The sequence below is a fragment of the Rhodococcus sp. BP-241 genome (genome assembly GCF_019836145.1).
In the GTDB taxonomy this organism is placed as follows: Bacteria; Actinomycetota; Actinomycetes; order Mycobacteriales; family Mycobacteriaceae; genus Rhodococcoides.
In genome coordinates, this window is sequence record NZ_JABUEI010000002.1 from 232,123 (window position 1) to 254,080 (window position 21,958).

General features: G+C 71.3%; 5 protein-coding genes. 3 read left to right on the forward strand and 2 right to left on the reverse strand.

What is annotated here, in order from left to right:
- Positions 1–11: 11 nt before the first annotated feature.
- On the forward strand, positions 12–803 hold the full coding sequence (locus tag HQ308_RS04460) for an enoyl-CoA hydratase/isomerase family protein (RefSeq protein ID WP_222645526.1): 792 nt from the start codon (positions 12–14) through the stop codon (positions 801–803).
- On the opposite strand, the gene HQ308_RS04465 is transcribed toward HQ308_RS04460, so the two are convergent.
- Together HQ308_RS04465 and HQ308_RS04470 are read right to left on the reverse strand one after the other, a co-directional pair.
- A complete protein-coding gene (locus HQ308_RS04465) occupies positions 804–1,574 on the reverse strand; it encodes a tyrosine-protein phosphatase (protein ID WP_222645527.1) in 771 nt (256 codons plus the stop codon).
- Complete coding sequence (locus HQ308_RS04470) at positions 1,567–19,218, reverse strand: amino acid adenylation domain-containing protein (RefSeq protein ID WP_222645528.1); 17,652 nt, start codon at positions 19,216–19,218, stop codon at positions 1,567–1,569. Before HQ308_RS04470 ends, HQ308_RS04465 begins: the two co-directional genes overlap by 8 nt.
- 198 nt (positions 19,219–19,416) lie before the next feature.
- On the opposite strand from HQ308_RS04470, the gene HQ308_RS04475 reads away from it, so the two are divergent.
- Entirely contained in the window at positions 19,417–19,896 is a 480-nt protein-coding gene (locus HQ308_RS04475) for a MarR family winged helix-turn-helix transcriptional regulator (protein WP_027504681.1), read from the forward strand.
- A 110-nt stretch (positions 19,897–20,006) separates the two neighbouring features.
- Positions 20,007–21,938 carry an MDR family MFS transporter gene (locus tag HQ308_RS04480; RefSeq protein WP_222632584.1) on the forward strand — a complete coding sequence of 644 codons (1,932 nt, stop codon included), beginning with the start codon at positions 20,007–20,009 and terminating at the stop codon, positions 21,936–21,938.
- Positions 21,939–21,958: the final 20 nt, after the last annotated feature.

A 21,958-nucleotide genomic window follows, 5' to 3' on the forward strand; every position in this document is an offset into this window, starting at 1 on the left:
TGCTCCGATCCATGAGTGAGAAGCCCACCCGTCTCGAGCGCACCACCACCGACGCGGGCGCCGAGGTCGCGATCCTCACGTTCGCCCACGGCGCCCTGAACCTGTTCGACCAGGCGATGTTCGATGCCGTGACGGCCGACGTCGCCGAGTTGGTGGCCGCTCCTCCGCGTGCGCTGCTGCTGCGCGCGGAGGGCAAGGTGGTCTCGGGTGGGGTCGACGTGCACGTCTTCGAGGGGCTGTCGGAGGCCGAGGGAACGGCGTTGTGGGAGGGGCTCTTCGCGGCCATCGCCCACCCGCTCGAGGCGCTGCCCTGCCCGGTGGTGTTCGCCGCGCACGGTCTGACGCTCACGGCCGCGTTGGAGATCGCCCTGGCGTGCGACATCATTCTCGCGTCGCCGAAGGCGAAGTTCGGTCTGGTGGAGACGGTGGTGGGTCTGACTCCGTCGATGGGTGGTCCGCAGCGGATGGCGGAGCGTGCGGGCAGCGGCCGGGCACGTGAGTTCGTCATGACGGGCGACCTGTACACGGCGGAGACGCTGCGCGAATGGGGAGTCGTCAACCAGATCCACGAGGACGTGGACTCCGCAGCCAGGGCTCTCGTCGCACGGCTCGCGGACGGGCCGACGCGCGCCCATGCGGCCACGAAGGAGATCATCGGTGCGTGGCGCTCCGGCGGTGTGCGCCATGCGGATTCGGTGACGTCTGCGGTGTCGGGTGCTTTGTTCGAGACCGAGGATCTGCAGGGCGCGGTGCGCAGCTTCCTCGACGTGGGGCCCGGCAAGGCGACCTACACCGGGCGCTGATCAGCGCTGGGGGTCCACCAGCGCATTCCTCAGTCGAGTGACCGCGTCGTGGTCGAGGCCGAGCCAGTCCAGGTAGCCGTCGAACGAGCCGTGCGCCGTGGTCATCGCCTCGAGCCCGGCGCGGTAGTACTCCTCCCGCACGCCCAGCAGGTCGTCGTCGAGGTCGGCGGGGGCCACCTCGTCGTGATCGAGAATGTGGCGCCGGAGTGGAGCGACGGCGGCGTTGCTGCGCAGGTAGTCCGCGACGATGTCCTCCTCGACGACGCCGGCGGCGCGCAGCACGGTGGCGACGGTCCACCCCGCGCGGTCCTTGCCGGCGGCGCAGTGCACCAGCGACGAGGTGCCGGACGACAGGGCCTCGACCACCGCCCTGATCGCCACCCGCGCGCCGGGCAGCGTCGGAAAGGCGCGGTAGGCGCCGTCGAGGTAGCCCCGGGCGGTGGTGGCGGGCACGGCGCGCTCGTGCGGCGCGTCGCGTTCCGCGGCGATGTAGGGGACGCGATGCACGGTGACCGTGTCCGGGGCCCGGTCCGAGCCCCACCGCGTCACCTCGGCGTCGCCGCGCAGGTCGAACACGTCGCTGACCCCGAGTCCGGCCAGCGTGGCCCGGCCCTCGTCGGAGAGGTGAGTGAGTGCCGACGCGCGGAAGAGCAGTCCGCTGCGGGTGCGTCCGCCGTCGGACGTGCGCAGGCCGCCGGTGTCGCGGAAGTTCCACGCGCCGTGCAGGTGGAACTGGCCGGGTTCGGAACCATCCGTGCTGCGTTCACTCACCCGTCGACAGTAACGACGCGGTCTCCACGCGTCCGAGCCACCGTCCCACCAGGGGACCGATGTCCGCCACGGCGTCGCTCGACAGCAGTTCGCCGTGTCGCCACGGCACCGACTCCACGTCGGCGGGTCCGGTGCAGTACTGCGACCAGAAGTCCGACATGCGGCCGAGTTCGACGGCGGTGACGTCGGAGTCGATCATCAGGACGGCGCCGCTGTAGGTCGGCGGCACGTGCTCGTCGACGAGGGCGAACAGGGTGAGCATCGCCTTGGTGATCAACCGCGCCTGGATGTCCGAGACCGGTAGCTGGTCGCCACCCATCGCCGACCACACCGACCACAGCGCGTCCGGCGTCATGTCCGCCAGGTCGTCGGTCAGGTGCCGGTACGCGCCGAACATGGCGTCCGCCTGCGCCTTCTTGACCGCACTGCCCGGAACGATGCTGTGCACCGGGTCGAGCAGCGACAGCGACGCGACGGTGTGGCCCTGCGATTCCATCCGGGCCGCGACGGCATGGGCCAGCACACCGCCGACCGACCATCCGACGAGGTGGTACGGGCCGACGGGATCCACGTGCCGGATCTCCTCGACGTAGCGCTCGACGACGTCGTCCATCGACCGTGGTGCGAAGTCGGGGTCCGCCACCGCCGGCGTCTGCACGCCGTACAGGGGGCGGCCGGTCTCGAGGTGGCGGCCGAGCTCGAAGTACGGCCAGGCCAGCCCCATCATCGGGTGGATGCAGAACACCGGGGCGAGCTCGTCTCCGCCGCCCAGTCGGAGAACGGGACCGACTGCGTCGGACGAGGCGATCGACTCGTCGTCGTCCTCGCGGTCGAGATGCTCGGCGACGGCGCCGACGGTGCCGTGCGAGAACAGGAGTCGGAGCACGCGATCGACCCCGGCGGCACGACCGAGGTGTGCGGCCACCCTGGTCGCGGTCAGTGAGGTCCCGCCGAGGGCGAAGAAGTCGTCGTCGAGTCCGATGTCGCCGACGCCCAGCACGAGGGCGAAGGCGTCGGCGACCATGTGTTCCGTCGAGGTCGTCGGCGCGCGGTACACCGTCGGTGCGAACGTCGGTGCGGGAAGGGCCGCCCGATCCACCTTGCCCGCGGTGGTGCGCGGAACCGCGTCCAGAGCGATGACGCGCGACGGCACCATGTACTGCGGAACCCGTTCCGCCACCGCCTCACTGACAGAAGCGACGTCGATCCCGTCGCCGGCGACGTACGCGACGAGATGATCCGATCCGGTTCCGGCGTCGCGGTGGAGGAGGACCACCGCCTGCGTCACCGCGGGATGGGCGAGGGCGGCGTTCTCGATCTCGCCCGGCTCGATGCGCAGTCCGCGGAGCTTGATCTGGAAGTCGCTACGTCCCAGATACGCCAGCTCTCCGGCCGAGTTCCACCGCACCAGGTCGCCGGTGCGGTACAGGCGCGCGCCCGGCGGTCCGTACGGCGCGGCGACGAACCGGCTCGCCGTCAGCCCGGTCTGCCCGACGTACCCGCGGGCGAGATGTGGTCCGGACAGGTACAACTCACCGACGGCGCCGAGAGGAACCGGCCGCAGGCGGCCGTCGAGCACCACCGCGTCGACACCGCGGACCGGTGTGCCGATGCCGACGGGGCGGTCCGGCGTGATCGGTCCGTGCGCGGTGGCCCAGACGGTCGTCTCGGTGGGGCCGTAGTCGTCGTACATCTCGCGTCCGGCGGACCACGTCGCCGCGAGGTGATCCGGGAGGGCCTCGCCGCCCACGACGAGGACGCGCACGCAGTCGAGGCCGGCGGGGTCCAGGGAGTCGAGCACCCGGGGCGTGATGATCGTGTGCGTGACCCTCTCGTGGCGAATCAGCGCGCCGACCTCGTCGCCGCTGTGCACGTGCGCCGGCGCGAGAACGAGAGTGCCGCAGTGCGCCAGTGCCATCAGCATCTCGGCGATCGAGGCGTCGAAGGTCGGTGAGGCCAACGCGAGTACACGCACGTCCGGCACGTCGCTGCGCCGGGAACGTTGGTCAGCCAGCGCATCCGCCAGGCCCGCGTGGGTCACGGCGACGCCCTTGGGTCGGCCCGTGGAGCCGGAGGTGTAGATGACGTACGCGATCGAGCTCGGATGCAGCCCCGGACGACGCTCCGACGCGAGCACCGTGTGGGCCGGGTGACGGTCGAGCGCCGACACGACGTCCGGATCGTCGAGCACGATGCGCGGAATCCACGGCGCGGCGGTCGAATTGGCCTGCTCGGACCGGGAGTCCGTGATCACGACGACGGCGCCGGAGTCCTGGAGGATGTGCGCAATTCGGTCGGCGGGTTGCGCGGGATCGACCGACAGGAACGCGGCCCCGGCCGCGGCGACGGCCCACACGGACAGGACATGGTCGATCGAGCGCGGCATCGCCAGCGCGACCACGACGTCGGGTCCTGCGCCGCATGCGATGAGTTCCCGCGCGAGACGATTCGCGCGCGCGGACAGGTCCGCGTAGCTCAGGTCGATGCCGTTCGCCCGCAGGGCGATCGTGCCGGGACGGGCCGCTACCGCGTCGGCCACGAGGTGGTCGAGAGTCCGGGCCGCCAGCGCGGGGGCACCGCTGCGGGGACGCATCGCGGCACGCTCCGAGGGCTCCACCGTTTCGAGGTCCCCGATCCTGACCGAGGTGTCGCGTGTCATCGACCGCAGTGTCCACACCAGTCTGCGCGAGACCCGCTCGATGGTGCTCCGGTCGAACAGATCGGTCGCGTAGGACAGCTCGATCAGCAGGCGCCCCTGGTCCTCACGCAGCGTCACGGCGAGATCGAACTGCACGGGAGCGCCGCCGAGATCGAGCACCTCGACGGCCGGTGTGGTGACGGGGAATCGCGGCGGCGCGGTGTTCTGCAGAGTCAGCATCACCTGCACCACAGGGTGACTCGCAGTGGAACGCACCGGGTCGAGGGCCGTCACCAGGGTCTCGAACGGCAGAGCGGCATGCGCGAAGGCGTCCAGGGTGGTCTCGCGCGCCGCGGCGAGGTGGTCCGCGACGGTGCCGTCCTCGTCGATCGTGGACCGCAGGACCACCGTGTCCACGAACATGCCGACCACGTCGTCGAGTGCCGGATCGGTGCGACCCGCGACGGCCGTCCCGACGAGGAGATCGCGGGTTCCCGCCCACTGGGCGAGCACGATCGACAGCGCGGTGTGCGCGACCATGAAGAGGGTGACGTCGTGGGCCTGCGCGACGGATCGGAGCGCGCCCAGCGCGTCCGCGTCGAGAACGGTCCGCACCCGATCGCCCTGCTGCGACGGGGTTCTCGGCCGGGCGCGATCGGTCGGCAGCGCGAGATCGAGGGGTACGCCGGCCAACCGCTCCCGCCAGTGATCGAGGTGGCGCGACAAGGCCGAGCCGGGATCGTTCAGCGATCCCAACGCTGCGCGTTGCGCGAGGGCATGGTCGGCGTACTGCACGGGTAGCGGTGGTAGGTCGAGTGGCCGTCCCTCCGCGCGAGCGGCGTACGCCGTGACGACGTCGCGCGTGAGCGGCGCCATCGACCACCCGTCCGCGGCGATGTGGTGCACGAGGATCACCAGCACGTGATCGGTCGGCGACACGACGAGAAGAGTGGCGCGCAGCGGAGTCTCGGTGGTGACGTCGATGCGCGCCGCCGCGGCCGTGCGTACCGCCGCGGGCACGTTTGTGGCAGTGGTGCGCACGAGGTCGAGGGGAACGTCGACCGTGGGCGACACCACCTGGTGCGGCACGCCGTCGAGGGCGGGATGGACGGTGCGCAGGATCTCGTGCCGGAGGGTCACGTCGTCGAGGGCGGATCGGAGCGCGTCGACGTCCAGCGGACCGGTCAGCCTCAGCGCGAGCGGGATCAGCTGTCCACCGCGGTCGGCGTCGACGCGGCCGAGGAACCACATCCGGTGCTGAGCGAAGGAGAGCGGCACCCTGTCCGGGCGCGGCGCCGCCGTCAGGGGAGTGCGCGCCGCGGTCGGCGCCGCGACCAGCGACGAGGCGAGTGCACCCACGGTGGGGTGGTCGAACACCGCGCGCACCGACACCTCGCGCTCCGTCGCCGCCGACACACGCGCGGCCACTCGGGTCGCGGACAGCGAATGGCCACCGAGAGCGAAGAAGTCGTCGTCCAGCCCCGGCAGCTCCGGCAACTCGAGCACGGTGGCGAACGCCTCGGCGACGGCGCGCTCGGCCGGGCCGACCGCCTCGCGACGCGGAACCGTCGGCGCGGTCCCGGGAAGGCCGGAGGTCGGTCGGCGAGGGGCCGACGGGAGTGCGCGACGGTCGAGCTTGCCCGACGCCGTCAACGGGATCGCGTCCACGGTGACGATGTGCGCGGGCACCATGTACCGCGGCAGGCGGCGCGCGGCGTCGTGTCGGAGGGCGGCGGGGTCGACGGCACTCGCGCCGGACGGCACCACGTACGCGACGAGGTGGTCGTCCTGCACCAGCACCACGGCACGGTCGACCGACGGGTGCGAGGCGAGTGCCGCCTCGATCTCGCCGGGCTCGATGCGCAACCCGCGCAGCTTGACCTGGACGTCGGTGCGGCCCAGATACTCCAGATCTCCGCCGCTGGTCCAGCGCACGCGGTCGCCGGTGCGGTAGAGCCGCGCGCCCTGAGCCGCGGCGACGAACCGCTCGGCCGTCGCGGTGGGGCGGCCGACGTACCCGCGCGCGAGGTGGGTGCCGTCGAGGTAGAGCTCGCCGACCACCCCGATCGGCACCGGACGCAGGAACGTGTCGAGCACCCGCGCGCCGACCCCGCGGACGGGCCGCCCGATGGTCACGGCGTCGTCCGACCGGAGCGGGCCGCTGCTCGTGGCCCAGACGGTGGTCTCGGTGGGACCGTAGTCGTTGAACAGGCGCCGACCGGGGGCCCATCGGGCGGCCAGTGCCGGTGGGCAGGCCTCACCGGCGGTGACCAGGACGTGGAGTGACGGAACGTCTTCGGGGATCAGCGAGTCGAGCACTCGCGGCGTGAGGAGAGCGTGGGTCACCGCCGACTCAGCCACGAGGCGACCCAGTGCCGGTCCGCCGAACACGTCCGGTGGAGCGACCACCAGGGGAGCGGACAGGGCCACGGCGATGAGCAGCTCGGCGATGGACGCGTCGAACGTGGGGGACGCGACCGCGAGCACACGTGCCTCCGCAGCCTCGCGCAGTCGCTGGTCCGGCCGCGCAGCGCCGCGCAGTCGCTGGTCCCACAACGCGTCCACGAGGCCGCGGTGTGTGACGCCCACGCCCTTGGGGGTTCCGGTGGAGCCGGAGGTGTGGATGACGTACGCGAGGGTGTCGGGACGGATGGCACCGAGCCGGTCGGCGGGCGTCACGTCGGCCTCGGACTCCGCGCCCGTGTCGAGGACCGTCGGTGACACCGTGGCGAGACGTACCAGTGCGGCGGGAACCGTCACGGCGGTGACGGCGACGGCGGCGCCCGTCTCGGTGAGCATGTGCTGCAGTCGGTCCGGTGGCCCGTCGGGGTCGATCGGCAGGAACGCCGCGCCGGTCTTCGCCACCGCCCACACCGCGGTGATCTGGTCCACCGAGCGCGGCAGCGCGACGGCGACGACGGTGTCGGGCGCGGCGCCGAGGGCGATCAGTGCCCGCGCCCAGCGGTTGGAGCGGCGGTCCAGCTCGGTGTAGGTGAGCGTGCGCTCCCCGATCAGGGCGGGCCCGTCCGGGTTGCCGGCCACCGCGTCGGCCAGCAGACGAGGCAGCACGCGCGGTGGTAGTCCGGCGCTGCCGTGCTGGGAGAGCAACAGTGCCCGCTCCGACGGGTGCAGGATCTCGAGGGCACCGATCCGGTCGAAGGGCCTGCGCGCCACCGCGTCGAGGACGCGGAGCAGGACGTCGACGATTCCGGCCGCGGTCCGCCGGTCGAAGAGGTCGACGGCGTAGGTCAGTGCGCCGCTCAGTCCGTCCCCGGTCTCCGTGAGATCCAGGGTCAGGTCCACCGGCGCGGCCACGGGACCCGAGTCCAGGACGTCGATCTCCAGTCCGGCGGCCACGAGAGTGGGCGGAGTCTGGTTCTGGAACGCGAACATGACCTGCACGACGGGGTGGTGCGCGGTGGAGCGCACCGGATCGAGAGCGTCGACGATCAGCTCGAACGGCACGTCGGCGTGGTCGAGGGCCGCCACGGTGTCCTCGCGCACCTGATCGACCAGAGCCGCGACGGTATCGGTACCGGTGACGAACGGGCGGTGCACGACCGTGTCGACGAACATGCCGACCAGCTCGTCGAGATCCTCGTGACCGCGGCCTGCCACCGGTGTTCCGACGGCGATGTCCTCGCTTCCCGTCACGCGGGCGAGAGTGACGGCCCAGGCCGCCTGCAGGACCATGACGAGCGTCGCGTGGTGGGCGGTGGCGAGCGCACGCAGCGCCGCGGTCGTGGCGTCCGGCACCGTCACGCGTACACGCGCCCCGCGGTGCGAGGCCACCGGCGGCCGCGGTCGATCGGTCGGCAACGGCAGCACGTCCGGGAGACCGGCCAGGCGGTCCGTCCAGAACGCGACTCGACCACGGATGTCGTCCGCGTGATCCTGTTGCCACACGGCGTGATCCGCGTACTGCATGGGCAGGGGGTCGACAGTCCACTCTCGACCGGACCGGCGGGCCGCGTAGGACGCCGTGAGATCGCGGGTGAGCGGCGCCAGGGACCAGCCGTCCGCGGCGATGTGGTGCAGCACGAGAAGCAGGACGTGATGCTTCTCGGTCACCGCCACGACGGAGGCGCGCAGCGGGAGATCCGCTGCCAGGTCGAACGGTGCCGACGCCATCCGGTCGAGGACGGCCTCCGGTGTCTCCGACTCCCGGTCGATCGCGATCCGCGCGTGATCGAGAACGTGTTGCTGCGGAACACCGTTCACGGCGGGGTAGACGGTGCGCAGTATCTCGTGGCGGTCGACCACGTCGGCGAGTGCGCCCTGTAGCGCGCCGTGGTCGAGGACACCGCGCAGCCCGAGTGCGAGCGGGATGACGTAGCCGCTGTCGCTGGAGACCGTGTTCAGGAACCACATGCGCTGTTGGGCGAACGACAGAGGCACCATGTCGGGGCGCGGCCGTGTCCGCCGCGGTGCGAGAGCGCTCCGAGGCACGGCGTCGATCTGCGCGGCGAGTGCGTGCACGGTCGGTGCCTCGAACACGCTACGGACCGGAACCTGCAGTCGGGCAGCGACTCTGGTGGCACTGAGGGAGTGGCCACCGAGCGCGAAGAAGTCGTCGTCGAGTCCGACGGGGTCCGCGAGTTCCAGGACCGTCGCGAAGACGGCCGCGACGGCGACCTGCCCGGCGGTGGACGGAGCGCGGAACTCGGCCGTGTCGAGGGGCGGGCGGGGCAGCCGCGCGCGGTCGAGTTTGCCCGACGTCGTCATCGGCAGTGCGTCCATCACGACCACCGCGGCGGGAACCAGGTACCGCGGCAGTGCCGCCGCGGCTGCGGCCGACACTTCTGCCGCGTCGATGCTGTGCCCGTCGGCAGCGACCACGTAGCCGACGAGACGCTCGTCGATCACCCCGGCCGCGGCGGCGCCGACGCCCGCGGCGCCGACGAGCGCGGTCTCGACGTCACCGAGCTCGATCCGCAGGCCGCGCACCGTGATCTGGTGATCGGACCGTCCGAGGTACAGCAGGTCGCCGACGGCGTTGCGGCGCATCAGGTCTCCGGTACGGTACGTCCGCTGTCCGTCGGGAGCCGCGACGAAGCGGGACGCGGTGAGTCCCGGCCTACCGAGGTACCCGCGTGCGAGATGGTCGCCTGCGACGTACAGCTCACCGACCACGCCGTCCGGAACCGCGTGCAGGCGGACGTCGCGAAGCGAGACCTCGACGCCGAGAGTCGGGGACCCGACGGTCACGGGATCCCCGGCGGCCAGGAGTGCCGTCGTCGACCAGATGGTCGCCTCGGTGGGTCCGTAGACGTTGGTCATCGTCCGGCCGGGTGCCCACGTGTCGACGAGACTCGGCGGGCACGCCTCGCCGGCGCTCATGACGACGCGGAGGTCACCGCCGGGATCGGGTGTCGCGTCCAGCGCGCGGGGTGTCATCAGCGTGTGGGTGACGCGGTGCCGCCGCATCAGGTCGCGGAGTTCGACACCGGCGTAGACCTCGGGAGGGGCGACGACGAGTGCGGCGTCCAGTGCGAGTGCGATGACCAGTTCGCCGACGGACGCATCGAACGTCGTCGACGACACAGCGAGCACCCGGGCATCGGATGCCGGTGCGTGCCGAGCCCGTTGGTCCTGGACGGCGTTGTGGAGTCCGCGGTGCGTGACGGCGACGCCCTTGGGCCGTCCGGTGGATCCCGAGGTGTAGAGGACGTAGGCGAGGTGGTCGGGTCGCAAAGTCGAGCGACGGTCGCGATCGGTGATCGCTGCGTCCGACAGCGCCGCGACCGCGGCGAGTGTGGCGGGATCGTCGACCGTGATCCGGACGACGTCTGTCGGGAACGGTGCCGCCGTGTCCGCGAGCACCAGCGTGGGCGCCGCCTCGGTCAGGATGTCCGCGAGCCGAGCCCTCGGCTGCTCGGGATCGATCGGGAGGAACGCGGCTCCCGCACGGCTGATCGCCGCGACGAGAACGAGGTACCGCGCCGACCTGGCGACGGCGACCGCGACGACGGTCTCGGGACCGGCACCGAGCGCGATCAGACGGCGCGCCCACCGGTTCGACGCTCGTGCCCACTCGTCCCGCGTGAGAACGGTGTCGCCCTCGATCACCGCGACTGCGGAGCCGTCCGCGTGGGCGTCGAGCAGGGCGGGGAGCGTCGTCGGGGTCGTGCGGGCGTCGGGATGCGTCCACGTGTCGGGCTCGTCCGCTCCGCGGATCGCGATGTCGCCCACTGCGATCTCGGAACCCGGGGCCGCCGCGCGCAGCACGTGCTCGAGGACGGACGAGAGGCATTCCGCGGTCGTGTGATCGAACAGGTCGCACGCGTAGGTGAGGACGACCGCGAGGCCGGCGCCGGCGGGGCGGACGTCGACGGTGAGGTCGAAGGTCGCGGGTGCCGGCCCGACGTCGAGCACCTCGATGTCGGGACTGCCCGGGAGCGGATCCACGTCCTGGAAGGCCAGCACGACCTGGAAGACCGGGTGATGCGCCGACGTGCGAGCCGCACCGAGGGTGTCGACCACGTGATCGAACGGGACGTGCGCGTGCGCGAAGGCGTCCACCGTCTCGTCTCGGGTGCGGGAGAGCAACTCGGCGAACGACTCCGACGGATCCACGCGGGTGCGCAGCACGACGGTGTCGACGAACAGGCCGACGAGGTCGTCGAGCGCAGGATCCGGTCGACCCGAGATCGGTGACCCCACCGCGATGTCCGTCGACCCTGTCCAGCGCGCGAGGGCGACGGCGAGGGCGGTGTGCACGACCATGAACACCGTGGCCCGGTGAGCGACGGCGAGCTCGCTCAGTGCGGCCACGGTCGCGTCGTCGAGATCGAGGCGCACCGCGGCGCTCGCCCGGCCGGGCCGCTCCGGGCGCGGTCGGTCGAGCGGCATGTCGAGGACGTCGGGCAGTCCGGAGAGACGGCGCTCCCACCATGCCGCCGCGTCGGAGTCGATGCCCAGTTCCGTCTGCCGCACAGCGACGTCGGCGTACTGCACCGACAGTGGCGACTGTGCCGGTACCCGTCCCGAGCGATGGGACTGGTACGCCGACAGCAGGTCTCGCGTGAGAGGGGCGAGAGACAGACCGTCCGCCGCGATGTGGTGCACGGTCAGCAGCAGGACGTGCTCGTCGTCGGCGAGGCGCAGCACCTCGGCCCGCAGGGGTGGTTCGGTGGCCAGGTCGAACCGCGTGGTCCGGGCATCCGAGAGTCGCTCCACCAGGGTGTCGGGTGTGACGGCGGTGATCGTGAGGGTGGTCGGCGCCGGGGGCGGTAGCACGACCTGGTGCACGACACCGTCCGCATCGGCGTAGACGGTACGGAGGATCTCGTGACGAGTCATGACGTGACCGATCGCGGACGACAGCGCGCCGAGATCCAGGTCGCCGCGGACGCGCAACGCCAACGGCATGACGTAGGACCCCGGTTCGTACCGGTCGAGGAACCACATCCGGTGTTGGGCGTGCGTGAGCGGGATGCGGTCGGGACGCGCAGCGTGGAACCCGTGGTCGGTGTGCGCGTCTCCCGCATCGACGGCGGCAGCCAGCCCCGCGATGGTCGAGACGTCGAAGAGCGTGCGGAGCGTCAGGTCGCGTCCGGTCGCCGACCGGATGCGCGCGACGACCCGCGCCGCGCTGAGGGAGGTGGCGCCGAGCGCGAAGACGTCGTCGTCGGCACCCACCGGAGCGGACGTCTGCAGGACTGCCTCCACGATGTCCGCGACGACACGCTGGGTCGGTGTGAAGGGAGTGCGGTGGACCCGGCCGCGGCGCGCGGGTGCGGGCAGCGCGCGCTTGTCGACCTTGCCCGACGCGGTGAGGGGAATGGTTTCGATCTCCACGATGTCGTCGGGAACCAGATGGCGCGGAAGCGACGAGCGCAGCGACTGCAGCAGCGCCTCCGTGACGGCTGAACGGCCCCGTGTCGGAACGACGTACGCGACCAGTCGGTCTCCGACGACCGTTGCCACCGCGCGGTCGATCAGGCCCGACCGCGTCAGCACGGCCTCGATCTCCGCCGGCTCGACGCGCACGCCGCGCACGGACAGCTGGTCGTCACTCCGGCCGAGGAAGTGCAGGTCGCCGGCGGCGGACCAGCGGACACGATCGCCGGTCCGGTAGAGACGAGATCCGTCCGGTCCGGCGACGAACCGCTCCGCGGTCAACGCGGTGCGATGCGCGTAGCCGCGGGCGAGTTGCGCACCACCGAGATACAGCTCGCCCGGGACGTCGATGGGAACGGGGCGCAGGGCGTCGTCCAGCACGAGGGTCGTCGTGTTCCACACCGGCCCCCCGAGGGGGACGTCCGTCGTGTCGGCGTCGGTCACGACGTGGGCGGTGACGTCCACCGCCGCTTCGGTCGGCCCGTACAGGTTCACCACTCGTACGGGGAGCACGGCGCGGACGGCGGCGGCGACCCCCGCGGGCAGTGCCTCGCCCGACGACAGGATCGTGCGCAGCGACGTGCAGGCGGTGAGGCCCGGTGCGTCCGCCATGAGCGCCAGCGTCGACGGGACGGCGTGCACCACGGTGACGCGGTGCCGTGCGATCAGTTCCACCAGCAGATCGGCGTCGCGGTGGTCGTCCGGATCCGCGACGACGACCCGGGCACCGATCTGCCACGGCAGGAACAGCTCCCACACCGAGACGTCGAAGGTGGCGGGTGTCTTGTGGAGCACGACGTCGTCCGCGGTGACACCGACGAACTCGGCGCGCCAGCGCAGTTGGTTCACGATCGCGGCGTGCGACACCCCGACACCCTTGGGCTGCCCGGTGGAGCCGGAAGTGAAGAGCACGTAGGCGAGGTGGTCCGGGCGCAGGGGTGCGAGGCGATCGTCGTCGGTGAGGGGTGTGTCGGAGAAGGACCCGAGGGGCGCATCGCTGATCGTGATCCATTCGACCGCCTCGGGAAGCGTTGCCGCACTCCCGATACCGAGCCGAACTCCCGACATGGTCACCGCGTGTCGGAGCCTCTCCGCGGGATGGCCGGGATCGAGCGGGACGTAGTGCGCGCCGGTGGCCATGACGGCGTGCACGGCGACGAGCAGATCGATCGACCGTTCGAGCGCCACCGCGACGGCCGTCTCCGGTCCGGCGCCGCGGCTGATCAGGTACCGGGCGAGGCGGTGGACGTGAGCGGAGAACTCGGCTCGGGTGACGTGTCGATCACCGTGAGTGAAGGCCACACGGGACGGATCCAGAGCCGGTACGGCGCCCGAAAGTGTGGTGGGGACGAGGGGGTGCCGGGTGGAGTTCCACGTCTCGGTGACGAGGGTGCGCTCCGTCGCCCCGAGCAGGTCGATCTCGGCGAGCACACGCGAGGGGTCGAGTGCCTCGAGCACCCGCAGGAGTCGGTCCAGCAGTCGGTCCACGGCGTCGGTGTCGAGGACGTCGCGGCGGTGCGTCGCGCGCACGACGAGGCTCTCTCCCGGTTCGACCGCCAGGGACAGCGGGTAGTGCGTCGCGTCCCGCGCCTCGACGCCGAGAACGGAGAGGTCACCCGCCGCCGCGGTCAGAGCGGTGCGATCCAGTGGATACGACTCGAAGGCGAGCGACGTGTCGAATCCGGCGCCCGGCCCGACCTCCGCCTCGATGGCGGACGGAGCGAGGTGATGATGATCGAGCAGCGCGGCCTGCTCACGCTGCAGTCGCTGAGCCGACTCCCGCACCGTCGCTGTGCGATCGAGCCGCACGCGAACCGGAACGGTGGAGATGAGGAGCCCCACCATGGATGCGGAACCGTCCAGCTCGGCCGGTCGGCCCGAGACGGTGGCTCCGAAGACGACGTCGGTACGGCCCACCGCGGAGCCCAGTACGAGTGCCCACGCGAGTTGCACGAGGGTGTTGACCGTGACCCCCGCGGCGCCGGCGCGCGCCACGAGTTCGGCGGTGCGCTCGGTGCTCAGCGTCGCGATGCGCTGTCCCGGTGCCTCGTCGGTTCCGGAACCGTGCGCGGGAGCGAGCAGCGTCGCCTCGGTCGATCCGGCCAGGGCCTCCGACCATGCCGCGAGCGAGGCCGTGGTGTCGCGTTCCCTCACCCACTGCAGGAAGCCGCGGAGTGGAGGCGGCGCGGGCCGGGGTTCCTCGCCGGCGTAGTCGGCCAGGAGGTCGGCGAGGACGATCGGCAGGGACCAGCCGTCGAGGAGCAGATGGTGATGGGTGAGCACCAGGGTGTGCCGCTCGTCCCCGGTGTGCAGCAGAGCGACGCGCAGCAGCGGTGCGGCGGCCACGTCGACGGCGACGCCGCGATCGTGCGCGAGGAAGGCGTCGAGCACGGCGGCAGGGTCGGGATCGGCCCTGACGTCCACCTCCGTCCACGGCACCGTGACGGATGCCGCGATCACCTGGACGTCCGTCCCGTCGACGGTGGTGTCGAAGGCGACCCGCAGCGCGTCGTGACGGTCCACCAGCGAGTACGCGGCCCGCCGCAGACGGTCGGCATCGAGCGCTCCACCGAGGTGCACGATCGTCTGCACCACATAGGGATCGACGCTCCCGGCGGCGAGGCGGGCATGCACCAGCAGGCCCGCCTGCAGTGGCGCGGTGGGCAGGACGTCGATCAGCGTGGGATGACGCCCGGTCCACCCGTCGACATCGAATGGTGTCGCATCGACCAGCGGGAAGTCCGACGGTGACCGCCCGCCGGCGCCGGAGGTGTCGACGTGCCGCGCGACGGCCGTCGCCGCCTCGACCCACAGCGAGACTAAGGCCTCGACGTCCGCGTCCGCCAGGACCGCGTCAAGCGTGCTCAGTCGTGCGATCAGGGTGTCCCCGAGGACGACGGTGTCGATCTCGAGCACGGCGGCCGCGCCCAGGTCCTCGGGCCGTGGTCCCGACAGCGGGGAGATGCCGGGAACCGGGAGCCAGTCACCGGTGTCCGTCGTCGTCATCCTGCCGAGGTGCGCGAACGAGATCTGCGGTGTCCAGCGCAGGGCGTGGCGCGCGTCGTCGTCTGCCCCGTGTCGCAGCAGCCCGTAGCTCGCGCCGTGGTCGGGAACTCGTGCGAGGTGCTCCTTGACCCGCAGAATCGCCTCGCCCGCAGCAGGTCCGCCGCGCAGCGCCGCGGCGATGTCGAGACCCGTGAGGTCCAGTCGTACGGGGAACACCGTGGTGAACCAGCCGACGGTGCGCCCGGTGTCGGCGCCGGGAACCAGGTCGTCCTCCCGTCCGTGTCCCTCGAGTTGGACGAGCCTGGTCGGTGCGTCGTCCTGTCGCCACGCGGCCAGCGCGAGGGCGAGCGCGGCGAGGAGGGCGTCGGTCGGTCCGGCGTGGAACAGGGTGGGCGCGCGGACCAGTAGTGCGTCGGCGATCTCTGCTGGAAAGGCGACGTCCCGGACCGTCGTGTCCCGTACCCGATCGACGACGGGGTCGAGGAGTCGTTGTCCGAGAACGGGATCGGGGCCGTCCAGAACGCCGGTCCAGTACGGCAGCCGCGCGCTCGCGTCGTGCGCTGCGAGACCGGACGACCAGCGCCGCATCGACGTGCGGACGGGGGCGAGAGTCGGTGCGACCCCGTCGCGCACCGCGGCCCACGCCGCGACGAGATCGGCGACGAGGACGCCCCACGACACCACGTCCACCACCAGGTGGTGCGCCGCGATCACGAGGCGTCCCGCCGTGTGCTCGCCGAGGTCGTTCCAGCCGAGCCCGAGCATCACGCCGTTCTCGGGATCGAGTGTCGCGACGATGTCCTCCACCGCGAGATCGGCGCCGCGGCGCAGCAGTCCGTCGACCCGGACGACATCCCGCGGGCGCACCTCGAGGTGTACGCCGTCCGCGTCGCGGACGAGCACGGAGCGCAGCATGTCGTGGTGCGCGACCACGGCCTCGATCGTGGACACCAGGGATGCGCGGTCGATGCCGACCGGGAGCGAGAGCGTGAGGGTCTGAGCGAACCGATCCGGTGTTCCGCCACGCTCCAGCAGGTGGCGCACGATGGGTGTCGGGTCGACGCGGCCGATGCCGCTGCCGGGTGGCTCGTCGACGGTGCCGACCGTGTCCGCCACGCGCGCGAGCCCGGCGGCACTGCGTTGTTCCACGACGTCACGAGCGCTGATCCGCACGCCCGACGCCGCCGCGACGGTGACCAGTCGGATCGAGAGGATGCTGTCACCGCCGAGCGCGAAGAAGTCGTCGTCGACACCGACATCGTTGCGGGACAGCACGTGTGACACCGCGTCGAGCAGCCGCCGCTCGACGTCGGAGGCGGGTTCACGGCGGGTCGTGGTCCGGCGCTCCGGCTCGGGGAGTGCGCGGACGTCCACCTTGCCGGAGGCGGTCAGTGGGAGCGCGTCCAGCGGCACCACGTGCACCGGGACGAGGTGGCTCGGCAGCGTCCGGACGACGGCGGCGAGAACGTCCGCGGGGTCGGCGTCACCGGTCACGTACGAGACCAGCTGCTCGCTGTCGCCGTCACGGCGGACCACTGTGACGGCCTGCGTCACACCGGGAACCGTGACGAGGGCCGTGTCGATCTCGCCGGGTTCGACACGGCGCCCTCGTACCTTGACCTGACTGTCTGTGCGCCCCAGATACTCCAGGTCACCGGACGACGTCCACCGTGCGCGGTCACCCGTGCGGTACAGCCGCGTTCCGTCGACCCCGGCCACGAAGCGCGCCGCGGTCTCCGCCGACCGTCCGACGTACCCGCGGGCCAGGCCGGCTCCGGCGAGGTGCAGCTCACCCGGAACTCCGACCGGGACGGGGCGCAGGCGGGAGTCGAGCACCACGGCGCGCACTCCGGGCAGGGGACGCCCGATGGTGACGGTTCCGGACTCCGTCAGCGGCGCGGTCCCGGTGGCCCACACCGTGGTCTCGGTGGGTCCGTAGTCGTTGTGCAGCAGGAGGTCCGGTGACGTCGACCACCGGGACGCCAGCGCGGTCGAGCACACGTCGCCGACGCTGAGGACCTGGCGCAGCGACGGAGCTCCGGTCGGGGACAGAGTCTCGAGCACCCGCGGAGTCACGATCGCGTGGGTGATCGATTCTCGTCGCAGCAGATCCTGCAGAGGTGCACCGGAGTACGCGTCGGAATCGGCGACGACGAGGCAGCCGGACAGTGCGAGGGCGAGAAGGTGTTCCGAGATCGACGCGTCGAAGGTCGGAGCCGCGACGGCGAGGACGCGACTGCCCCCCATCTCCGGAACCCGTGTCTCCGGACCGCGTGCGCGGTGGCCGGCCACGACACCGTGCAGTCCGGCGTGGGTGATCGCGACGCCCTTCGGACGGCCGGTGGAGCCGGAGGTGTACATGACGTAGGCGAGCTCGGTGATCGTCGGGCGCTCCCTCGTCAGCGGCTCCGGTGCGACGTCCGTGACGGCCACCCGGGTCGTTCCGCTCGGCAGATCGACGGGATGTCGATCTGCCGTGACGACGAGGGTCACCCCGGATTCGGCCAGCACGGCGGCGAGCCGCTCGACGGGGTCCGCGGGGTCGACCGGGAGGAACGCGGCACCGGTGCGCACGACGGCCCAGAGCGCGATCACCTGGTCGACGGACCGCGGAAGTGCCAGCGCCACCACGGTTCCCGGAGTCGCCCCCGCATCGCGGAGAGTGCGGGCGAGGCGCCCGGAGGCGTCGTCGAGTTCGCCGTACGTGAGCGTGGCCGTTCCGCCGCGCACGGCCGGCGCCGCCGGGTCGCTGCGCACCACCGCCGCCATGAGGTCCCCCAGCGTCGTCGCCGTCGGTGCCGGCCCGCCCGACCGGTCGAGCAGATCGGACGCCTCGCCGTCGTCCAGGAACGCGAGATCGCCCACGGTGGTGTGGTCGTCCGCCGCGACGATGCCGCCGAGGAGTCGCGTCAGCCGCACGCCGTGCCGGTCGATGTCGGAGGCGTCGTAGCGCTCCGGGTTCCACTGGATGTCCAGCGTCAGTGTGTCGCCGGTGTAGATGTTGATCGCGGTGTCGTGGACGGGCCCCGACGACAGGATCCCGACTGGAGCCGAGATGTCGTCGAACTGCAACGGGGCGACGAACGGCATGATGTTCACGACGGGGCCGAAGGAGACTCCGAACGGCCGCACCTCCGGTGCCAGAAGATGATCCCAGTCCCGGAAGCGTTGGTGCCGAAGCGCTCCGGTGATCTCTCGCCGTACCTGTACGAGCAGTTCTCGCACCGTCGTGGTCGAGTCGACCGTCAGCCGCAGCGGCACCAGATTGGCCATCATCCCGGCCGTCGCCCGCAGTGCGGCGGTGGTGCGTCCGGTGACGGGGAATCCGAGGACCACGTCGTCGGTGTCGAGCACCCGCGACTGATGCACGGCGAGAGCGGCGACGACGGCGAGCGGGTCGGCTGCGGTTCCCCTCGGCTGGGTCCACGATAGGCGCGTCGCGACGGGTTGCCGGGGTGCGCTCGGGGGTGCCGCCGACAGGGCCGTGGGGCCGCCGACGCCGGCGAGGTGCTCGCGCCAGTGGGCGAGGTCGGCGTCGTGGCGACGTGACGCGGCGTAGGCGACCTCCGCATCGTGGATGCGGGCGGCGGTGTCGGGCGTCGGCGCCGGTCCCGGAGCCGACGTCCCCGAGTAGTGGCCGGCGATCCGTCCGAGGAGGGTGAAGGCGCCCTGGCCGTCGAGCACCACGTGGTGGGCTCGCAGATACAGGAACGTGCGGTGATCGTCGAGTCGGAGGAACACGCATCGAACCAGCACGGTTCCGTGGAGATCGACGGGCTCGCGGAACTCGGCGCGCATCCACGCGTGAGCGGACGCCTCGGGGTCGGCGTCGCCGCGCAGGTCGAGCACGTCGAGGTTCATGACGGCGTCCTCGACGTGGATCAGACACGGCTCGTCGTCCTCTCCCTGCGCGAGGCGGGTCTGCCGCAGGCCGGACTCGGTGCCCGCGGCGTACATCGCCCGTTCCAACCGAGCGAGGTCGACACCCGAGCCGACCGGAGCGGAGATGTCGACGTACAGGGCGACGGTGAGAGCCGCGTCGGGATCGAGGCGCTGGGCCAGCCAGAACGGCCGTTGCGCACCCGTCAGGGGAACCCGGGCGGGGCCGCCGTCCGGTTCGGGGGACACGACCGCCCCCTCGTTCCGGTCGTCTCCCACAGGACGAAACCTATCCGCGGGAATTGCCCGTTCGGTCGGGCTCGCCGTCTTCTGGAGGACTCACAGGAGGCGGCGACGACTGCTGGTCCGGGCCACGCCCCACGGCTCGGGAAGAGAGACACATTAATAGTTGTTTACCTCAGGTATCTATCTATATAGTTGCAGACAGCAAGTAAACGAGTTCGAGGAGAGATCGCCGTGGCCGTCCACACCGAGACAGCAGAGCTGCTGATGGAGGAAGTCTTCCGCTTCGGCCGCGCACTGCGCGTGGCCGTGTCGACGGGGGACGACCGCACCGAGTTGCCGGCCGCCCTGGTCGGCGTACTGGGAACGCTCGCCACCCACGGCGAGTGCCGACAGTCCGAACTGGCGAACGCCATGTGCACCAGCCAGTCCGTGCTCAGCCGCCAGCTCGCCGAGCTGGTGGACGCGGGCCACGTCGTGCGTACTCCCGATCCCGACGACGGACGTGCCACCCGGGTTCGGGTGTCCGACGCCGGACTCGCCTGCTTGGACCGCATCAAGGAGCACCGAGTCGCACGGTTGTCCCGCATGTTGGGGGACTGGGACGAGGACCAGGCGAATGCCGCCCTCGACTCCATCCGTCGACTCACGTCCACCTTCACCGACGAGGCGCAGGCCCGGCACTCCGGCCAGCGCATCCTCTCGCATAACTGAGAATAGGAAGAACCACAGACATGACCGTCACACACGACACTCCGCCCTCCCGGGTGAGTGACACCGATCAGCTCTCGGCTCCCGCCGAGGCCGCCGCGGACTCGACCCCGATGACGCACCGGCAGATCCTCGAGGCCCTGATCGGTCTGCTCGCCGGGCTCTTCACCGCCCTGCTCAGCACGACCATCGTCTCGACCGCCCTGCCCACCATCATCGGCGACCTGAAGGGCTCGCAGACCGCGTACGCCTGGGTCATCACGACGGCACTGCTCGCCAACGCGGCCTCGACGCCGATCTGGGGCAAGCTCGCCGACCTCTTCAACAAGAAGCTGCTGGTCCAGAGCTCACTCGTCATCTTCGTCATCGGCTCCGTCATGGCCGGCCTCGCGCACAACGTGCCGATCCTGCTCGCCGCTCGCGTGGTGCAGGGCATCGGCATGGGTGGTCTGACCGCACTCGTCGTCGCCATCATCGGCAGCATCGTGTCTCCTCGTGAGCGCGGTCGCTACTCCGGCTACATGGGCGCCGTCATGGCCGTCTCGATGTCCGGCGGCCCGATCCTCGGCGGCGTCATCGTCGACAGCCCCCTCGGGTGGCGCTGGTGCTTCTTCGTCTGCATCCCGCTCGCCGTCATCGCTCTGCTGCTGCTGCAGCGCACGCTGCACATCACCACCGAGCGCAAGGACGACGTCTCCATCGACTGGCTCGGCGCGCTTCTCCTCACCGCCGGTGTGTCCGTGCTGCTCATCTGGGTCTCGTTCGCCGGCAAGGCCGGGTACTACGACTGGATCTCCCGTGAGACCGCGATGTACGTCGGTGGCGGTGTCGCTCTGCTGATCCTCACCGTCCTCGTCGAGGCGAAGGTCAAGAGCCCGATCATCCCGCTCAAGATCGTCACCGAGCGCACCACCGGCCTCGCCATCATCGCCTCCGTCGCCGTGGGTGTCGGCCTGTTCGGCGCCACCACCTTCCTGGGTCAGTACTTCCAGACCGCTCGTGGCTACTCGCCCACCGCGGCAGGTCTGCTCTCCATCCCGCTCGTCGCCGGCATGCTCGTCTCGTCGGTCGGCTCGGGTCAGCTGATCTCCCGCTTCGGCAAGTGGAAGCCCTTCATCGTCACCGGTTCCTTCCTGCTCGTCGTCGGCTTCGGTCTGCTGGGCACGCTCGATCACGCCACCAACCTGTGGCTCGTGGGCGTCTTCATCGCCATCGTCGGCCTCGGTACCGGCATGCTGATGCAGAACCTGGTGCTGGCCGTGCAGAACACCGTGAGCGTGCAGAACATCGGTGCGGCATCGTCCACCGTCGCGTTCTTCCGGACGTTCGGTGGCGCCATCGGCGTCTCGGTTCTGGGATCGGTCCTCGCCACCCGCGTCGCCGACAACTCGGCCTCCGGACTCGCGGCCCTCGGTGTCCCCGCCGGCTCCAACGGCGGCGGCACCCTGGACATCGGATCGCTGCCCGACCCGATCGCTGCGGTCATCCGTACCGCCTACGGTGACGCCACCGGACGCATCTTCCTGATCGCCGGGTTCGTCGCACTGGTCACCGTGCTCGCGGTGCTGTTCATCCCGAACCGCCCGCTGCGCACCACGATCGACCTGAAGCCGCAGGGTGAGCAGGCCGTGCCCGTCGAGGGCTCGGACGTGCAGGGCGAGACTGTCGTGGACATGCAGAAGGACGAGGCTCGCACCGACACCGCGGACACCACCGAGATCGCACCGGTGACCGCTCCCGTCGGCAAGCACGAGGCCGCGGAGGGCTCCGCACCGTTCGACGGACTGAGCACCGATGCCCGCGACCGGCTGCTGTCGCTGCTGCTGCCCAAGCCCGCGGAGACCCTCGACGCACTCGAGGAGGCCGAGGTGCTGCGCGCCGAGGTCGCCGAGCTCCAGCAGGAACTCGACTCCAAGATGCTGAGCTTCGACGCCGTGTGCGAACGACTGCGCCGGTTGGGTCTCAGCGAGGACCAGATCGCTCGCGTTCTCGGTGACGTCCACGTGCCGGACGTGCACTCGCGATTCGACGCCTCGCACAACTAGTTCGACGACGACAGAGCGGA

Coding starts and splice junctions, on each gene's coding strand:
- HQ308_RS04480 (WP_222632584.1), top strand. CDS start 20,007: ATGACGCACCGGCAGATCCTCGAGGCCCTGATCGGTCTGCTCGCCGGG.
- HQ308_RS04460 (WP_222645526.1), top strand. CDS start 12: ATGAGTGAGAAGCCCACCCGTCTCGAGCGCACCACCACCGACGCGGGC.